The 2569-nt window shown below is 75.7% G+C and carries 3 protein-coding genes; 2 read left to right on the forward strand and 1 reads right to left on the reverse strand.

Annotated features, from left to right (window positions below; all coding sequences use genetic code 11):
- Positions 1-1052 (forward strand): beta-ketoacyl-[acyl-carrier-protein] synthase family protein (locus tag CCN44_RS41385; protein ID WP_107502179.1); only part of this gene is annotated, 1052 nt, incomplete at its 5' end.
- Between the two features lie 56 nt (positions 1053-1108).
- Positions 1109-2014, forward strand: a complete 906-nt coding sequence (locus tag CCN44_RS41390) for an acyl-CoA desaturase (RefSeq protein ID WP_237482900.1) — start codon at positions 1109-1111, stop codon at positions 2012-2014.
- Between the two features lie 103 nt (positions 2015-2117).
- Here CCN44_RS41390 and CCN44_RS41395 read toward each other — a convergent pair.
- Positions 2118-2569 (reverse strand): GNAT family N-acetyltransferase (locus CCN44_RS41395; protein ID WP_244204063.1); only part of this gene is annotated, 452 nt, incomplete at its 5' end.

The raw sequence follows: 2569 nt of genomic DNA on the forward strand, positions 1-2569 counted from the left end.
GCCTGCTCGGCCACCGGCTGGCCCGCCGGCTCGACCGGTTCACGACCTTCGCGCTGCTCGCCGCCCGCGAAGCCGTCGCGGACGCCGGACTCGACACCGACGACTGGGACGGCGCCCGGGTCGGCGTCGTGATGGGCGTCGGCACCGGCTCCATGCAGGGCTGGCAGGCCGAGTTCGACCGGCTCGCCGACCACACACCCGAACGCGTCTCCCCACTCGCGCTGCCGCGCAGCGTGCCCAACATGGCCGCCGCCGAGATCGCCCTGGACCTCGGCGCGCGCGGCCCCAACATGGTGGTCAGCACCGCCTGCGCCTCCGGCACCAGCGCGCTCGGCCTGGCCCGCGATTGGCTGCTGTCCGGCCACTGCGACCTGGTCCTGGCCGGCGGCAGCGAATCCGCCCGGCTGCGGATGACCGCCGCCTGCTTCGCCCAGATGCGCGCCCTGTCCCGCCGCGCGGACACCCCGGACGCGGCCTCCCGCCCGTTCGACCGCGACCGTGACGGCTTCGTCCTCGGGGAGGGCTCCGCCGTCCTCGTCCTGGAGCGCACCGAGGACGCCCGCGCCCGGGGCGTACGGCCCGAGGCCCTGCTCGCCGGGTACGGCGCCTCCTGCGACGCCCACCACTTCACCGCCCCGCACCCCGACGGCGACGGCGCCGCCCGCGCCCTGAGCGGCGCTCTCGCCGACGCCGGCCTGGCCCCCGAGGACATCGACCACGTCAACGCGCACGGCACCGCCACCCCGCAGGGCGACGCCGCCGAACACAACGCCCTGCACCGGGTCTTCCACCGCCCCCCGCCCGTCACCGCGGTCAAGGGCACCATCGGGCACGCCATCGGCGGCGCCGGCGCCATCGAGGCGGCCTGCACCGTACTCACCCTGCGCCACCAGCTGATCCCGCCCACCGCCAACCTGGACACCCTCGATCCGGAGATGGACCTGGACGTCGTCACCAAGGCGCCCCGGCCGCACCGGATGCGAGCCGCCGTCAGCAACTCCTTCGGCTTCGGCGGCCAGAACGCCGTGCTCGCCTTCACCGCCGTCGACTAGTCCGCCCGGCCGAGAAAGGGTCGCCATTGTCCTCGGAGTTCTCCGGATCCACCCCGCTGGCGGCCGGCACCCGGTCCTGGCCCACGGGCGAGCAGGTGATGATCGGCGCCTTCGTCGCCGTACCGTTCCTCGCCCTGCTCGCCGCGGTGCCGCTGGCCTGGCGGCACGGGCTCAGCCCCGTGGACCTCGCGCTGGCCCTCGCCTTCTACCTGGTCAGCGGGCTCGGCATCACCGTCGGCTTCCACCGGCACTTCACCCACGGCTCGTTCAAGGCCCGACGCCCGCTGCGGATCGCGCTCGCGCTGGCCGGCAGCCTCGCCGTACAGGGGCCGCTGATCACCTGGGTGGCCGACCACCGCAAGCACCACAAGTACTCCGACCGGGACGGCGACCCGCACTCGCCCTGGCGGTACGGCCACTCGCCGCGCGCTCTCGCCAAGGGCATGCTCTACGCCCACCTGGGCTGGCTGTTCGAGACCGAGCACGCCTCGCCCCGGAGTTACGCGCCCGACCTGATCCGCGACCGCACGCTGATGCTGATCTCCCGGCGCTTCGGCGTCCTGGTCCTCGCCTCCCTCGTCCTGCCCGCCCTGCTGGGCGCGGCGCTGACCCAGAGCTGGCAGGGCGCGCTCACCGCGTTCTTCTGGGCCGGACTGGTGCGGATCTGCCTGGTCCACCACGTCACCTGGTCCATCAACTCCATCTGCCACGCGGCCGGCTCCCGCCCCTTCCGCAGCCGGGACCGCTCGGGCAACGTGTGGTGGCTGGCCCCGCTCTCCTTCGGCGAGTCCTGGCACAACCTGCACCACGCCGACCCCACCAGCGCCCGGCACGGCGTGCTCACCGGCCAGCTCGACGCCAGCGCCCGGCTGATCCGCTGGTTCGAACGCCTCGGCTGGGCCTACGACGTGCGCTGGCCGGACCGGCGCCGGGTGACCGGACGCCGCCGCGACGATTCCTGACCCCGGGCCGGTCCCCCTTGCGGCCGTCGGGTGCGACCGCACACGCGTTCAGCGGCGACCGCGCCGGCGACCGGTGCCGACCGCGCACGTACGTGGACCGCGCTCAGTGGCAGCGGCCGGCCGCCGCCGTGTCGTGCCGGTGCCAGACGGCGTCGACCACGCGGCCGTCGGGGAGCGTGTGCCGGCGCGGGCCCTGGTCGGGGGCGAAGCCCGCGCGGGCCAGCGCCCGCCGGCTCGCGGTGTTCCCCGGCTCGGCCCCGGCCCTGACCGTGACCAGTCCGAGGTGGGTGTGGGCCAGTTCGAGGCCCGCGCGGAACAGCTCCCCGCCCAGGCCCTGGCCACGGCAGCCCGGTGCCAGCCAGCCGCCCAGCTCGCCCGCCCGGTGCTGGAGTTCGAGGGCACCGGCGTAGCTGAGGTCGGACCTGCGCACGCAGACCAGCAGGAGCGGGTCGTCCGGGGCGGGGGTGTACGGCTCGGCCAGGGCGCGGGGGATCCGGCGGCCGTCGTCGCCGGCGGGCCGCCAGGCCAGCAGCGCCCGGCGGGTGCCGGCGTCGG

Origin of the sequence: Streptomyces tricolor, assembly GCF_002155905.1 — a bacterium.
Classification (GTDB): domain Bacteria; phylum Actinomycetota; class Actinomycetes; order Streptomycetales; family Streptomycetaceae; genus Streptomyces; species Streptomyces tricolor.